The following is a 3688-nucleotide window of genomic DNA, read 5'->3' on the forward strand; positions in this document are numbered from 1 at the left end:
CGGGAGCTGCAGCCTGCGCCGAGGCAGCGGCCGGTGCGCGCGGAGCCGGCGCGGCGTTTGCGGCGGGCGCCGCCTGGCGCGTCGCCGCCGTGGGCGGCTCGGGATTCATGATGCTGACCGGCGGCGTCGACGAGGCGCTCGGGAACTCGGCGTTGGTCGGCTTGCCCGTCGGCATCGACGGCGGCATCCCGGCCAGCGCGGCCGTGGCCGGCATCGCCGGCGCGGTTGCCGGCGCGTTCCAGGTCGGCGCATAGCGCGCGACCAGCGTGTCGTAGAGATGGGAATCCATGTTGGCCGCGACCCGTTGCTGGTCGGTCAGCGAGCGGAAGGCGGCGCAATCGAACTGCGTGCAGCCGTCGCGCGCGACCAGCACCTGCGCGACGAGGCCGTAGCGATCGCGCTCCAGCGACTTGCGCAGCACCTTCATGTCGAGCGTCAGGCTCCCCTCGGCGGTCGCAGCATCGCCGAGCGCGGTGAGCCGGTCGATCCTGGCCGCGGTGAAGGAGACGGCGGCAGCGGCGGCATCAGGCGCGCCGAACAGGGCTTTCTCGCAGCCAATGGCCACGGCATCGCCGGCGAGATCGTCGAGGCAGGACAGCGCCGGCAAGCTCGCGGTGACTTGCGCACGCGCCTCGGTCGGCGCGTCCTGCCCTGCCGGTCCATAGACGCGCACCGCGGCAGCCCCCGCGATCGCGATGGACAGCAACGTGATCACCGTCAGCGCGCCGTTGGCGACGGACCTTTCGGCGCGCAGCAGCGCGACCAGGAGGATCAATCCGAAGAAGCCGGCCGCCGCCAGCGTCATCCACATCGGGAAGGCCGGCGAGCGCCAGATTTGGTCGAGCGAAGTGGCCCATGCCCAGTTCATGCGCGACGTCCCCTCACGCGAGCAGCGAGCGAATGGTCAAAGCGAGCACCGCGAGTCGGCAACTGCCCCCGCCTCACCTTGTGAAGGGGAAGCGGGCCTTTTGACGGCGGCAAGATACAAATTCCCCTGAGGGCACCAATGCGCCGGTGCGGTCGGCCGTCAGGACTGCGCGAGCTGGCTTTCCTTGGCGACGCGTTCGAAGGCTTCGGTCGAGCTCTTGATTCGGTACTGGCAGTCGTCGCCATCGGTCGGCAGCAGACGAATCACCTCATACGAGCCGCTGGCAGCGGGACGCGCAACGTTGCTGGCCGTGAACAGTACGCGCGTTCCCACGGGGAATTTATGCTTCAACGCCCATCTCCATCACTCAAACAGCGCCGGCCGTGCCCAGGGTCCCACTGCGACGGACCGGCTGAAAACCCGAACCGACCTATAGCATGCGATGCGGCGTTTTGGCCAGCAGTATACAGCTATGGCAAATATGCCAAAGCCACAGCGTTATCAGAGCGATAGTAGGGGAACCGGGTAGCCGATGATACCGCCGGGAGCAGCCCCTCAGGCGGTGTGGGGCAAATGGCCGTCGGGGCTTGCGTGATCCACAGCCTTGGGCAGTTCCTGGGCCAGGATCTGGCCGAGCTGGTCAACCGGGATGTTGTAGCGCGCGGCCAGCTGGCGGACGGTATCGCTGCCGAGCACGGCCCGGAGCTGGTCGGCCGAGATCGGCAGGTTCTGGCCGTTACCGAGCCAGGATTTGACCTGATCGCCGAGGCCGGCCTGCTGGAGCTTGGCGACGATCGCGCTGAGGCCACCCTGATTGTTGCTGCCGAGCACCTCGTTCAGCACGGCCGGCAAGACCGCGGCCCCGAGCTGGCCGAGTGCGCTGCGCAGCGCGGGATTGTTTTCCAGCGAGTCCAGGATTCCCATGACCGTCCCTCTCCCAAGCCGCAGCACCTCCACGATTGAGCGCCGCCGGCTTGCGCATCGTCAAGCGGCGCCCGATCACAATCGCGGGTTACACCGTTTCGAACCGCTCGATGACAAGCGTCTCGGCGAGCCCGTCCCGGGTCCATTCCTGGAATGCCGGCAGCGCCATCATCGTCTCCATGTAAGCCTTGGTGTCCGGCGCGACCTCGATCGCGTAGGTGCGCAAGCGATGCACGACCGGGGCATACATCGCATCCGCCGCGCCGAAGCGGCCGAACAGGAACGGCCCCTTGGTGCCGTAGCGCGCCCGGCACTCGCGCCAGATCTCCTCGATGCGCGCGACATTGGCCTTCGCGTCGGCCGACAGCGTGACGGCGCGCACCGGCCGGTGCAGGTTCATGCCGCATTCGCTGCGCAGCGGCACGAACCCCGAATGCATCTCGGCGCACACCGAACGGGCATGGGCGCGGGCCGCGACGTCGTCTGGCCACAGCTTCACTTCCGGATAGCGCTCGGCGATGTATTCGATGATGGCGAGCGAATCCCACACCGTGATGTCGCCGTCGACCAGCACCGGCACCTTGCCGGCGCGGCTGAAGGACAGGATCTGCTCCTTGTCCGCGGGATTGTCGGTGTAGAGCGGGATCACCGTTTCCACGAACGGGATGTCGTTGGCGCGGAGCGCGAGCCAGGGCCGCATCGACCATGACGAGTAGTTCTTGTTGCCGATCGCGAGTTTCAGCGCAGCCATGTCATCAGTCCTTCCGAGACGTCTTGAAGCGAGCTGCTTTTAACGCCATCGCCTGCCGCCAATCAATCGTTGCCGTGCCCATACATGCGTGGCAATCGTTGCGATCCGCGAGGAGAGAGACATGAGCAGGCACTGGGTCGACATCACGGCGGTCGGCTTCTTCATCATCGAATGGCTGGCCTATGCGCTGACGCTGGAACACTCGGCCTATGGCCGCGACAGCCTGTCGGCGCGCATGAACCGCTATCGCGAGGTCTGGGTGCGCCGGCTGCTCGACCGCGAGACGCGCATGGTCGACATGCAGATCATGGCCTCGCTCCAGAACGGCACCGCCTTCTTCGCCTCCACCAGCCTGTTCGCGCTCGGCGGCGCGCTGGCGCTGCTGCACGCCACCAACGACGCCATCACGATCCTGGGCAAGCTGCCGATCGATCTCAGCACTTCGCCCGCAATGTGGGAGCTGAAATGCGTCGGCCTCGTGCTGATCTGCGTCTACGCCTTCTTCAAGTTCGCCTGGGCCTACCGCCTGTTCAACTATGTCGCGATCCTGTTCGGCGGCATGCCGCCCGCCTCCCAGCGCGGCACGCCCGAGGCCGAAGCCCATGTGATCCGCACCTCGCGCGTCTTCGAGTCGGCCGGCCGCCATTTCAACCGCGGCCAGCGCGCCTTCTTCTTCGCACTCGGCTATCTCGGCTGGTTCGTCAGCCCCTGGGTGCTGTTCGCGACCACCGCGGCCGTGGTGGTGGTGACGTGGCGGCGGCAGTTCGCGTCGAGCGCGTGGGCGGCGATGGCGCCGGAGGTGGTGGATGGTGATGAGGGGACGAAGCGGGGTCGTTGATGCTCTCGTGTCCCGGACAAGCTGCAGCGCGTAAAGCGTTGCGGCGCAGAGCCCGGACACGAAAGCTGAGTGTGACGCACGCACTCTCCTCCTCGTCATATGTGGACGGCCCCTATTGGCAAGCGCTTTTTGAAGTATCGAACGAGTTGGTCTGCTTCGGTCATATGTCCGGCCTGTTGATGCGGGGTTTATGACCGCTGGCCCTGATGAAATCCGATTGCCGCGGTCCCTATCATTGCGGCGAGCTTGGCGGCTCGTGACGATGTCGGGGTGTCCATGGCTTTCGGCGGTGACCGTATCGCTCATC

Annotated in this window: 5 protein-coding genes; 1 reads left to right on the top strand and 4 read right to left on the bottom strand. The window is 66.5% G+C overall.

Annotation, left to right across the window (positions count from 1 at the left end):
• From RAD15_RS43210 to RAD15_RS43225, 4 genes are all read right to left on the bottom strand, one after another.
• The coding region (locus RAD15_RS43210) for a hypothetical protein (protein ID WP_458184762.1) at positions 1–868 on the bottom strand (868 nt) is incomplete at its 3' end.
• 159 nt (positions 869–1027) lie between these two features.
• Positions 1028–1219 carry a hypothetical protein gene (locus RAD15_RS43215; protein ID WP_458184763.1) on the bottom strand — a complete coding sequence of 64 codons (192 nt, stop codon included), beginning with the start codon at positions 1217–1219 and terminating at the stop codon, positions 1028–1030.
• Between the two features lie 204 nt (positions 1220–1423).
• Positions 1424–1792 (bottom strand): YidB family protein, encoded by a 369-nt coding sequence (locus tag RAD15_RS43220; protein WP_458184764.1) that lies wholly within the window; start codon positions 1790–1792, stop codon positions 1424–1426.
• Between the two features lie 88 nt (positions 1793–1880).
• On the bottom strand, positions 1881–2543 hold the full coding sequence (locus RAD15_RS43225; protein WP_458184765.1) for a glutathione S-transferase family protein: 663 nt from the start codon (positions 2541–2543) through the stop codon (positions 1881–1883).
• 121 nt (positions 2544–2664) lie between these two features.
• Here RAD15_RS43225 and RAD15_RS43230 point away from each other — a divergent pair, with 121 nt between their 5' ends.
• On the top strand, positions 2665–3381 hold the full coding sequence (locus tag RAD15_RS43230; RefSeq protein WP_458184766.1) for a DUF599 domain-containing protein: 717 nt from the start codon (positions 2665–2667) through the stop codon (positions 3379–3381).
• Positions 3382–3688: the final 307 nt, after the last annotated feature.

This window comes from Bradyrhizobium sp. 14AA (genome assembly GCF_054185205.1).

Coding starts and splice junctions, on each gene's coding strand:
- RAD15_RS43220 (WP_458184764.1), bottom strand. CDS start 1,792: ATGGGAATCCTGGACTCGCTGGAAAACAATCCCGCGCTGCGCAGCGCA.
- RAD15_RS43225 (WP_458184765.1), bottom strand. CDS start 2,543: ATGGCTGCGCTGAAACTCGCGATCGGCAACAAGAACTACTCGTCATGG.
- RAD15_RS43230 (WP_458184766.1), top strand. CDS start 2,665: ATGAGCAGGCACTGGGTCGACATCACGGCGGTCGGCTTCTTCATCATC.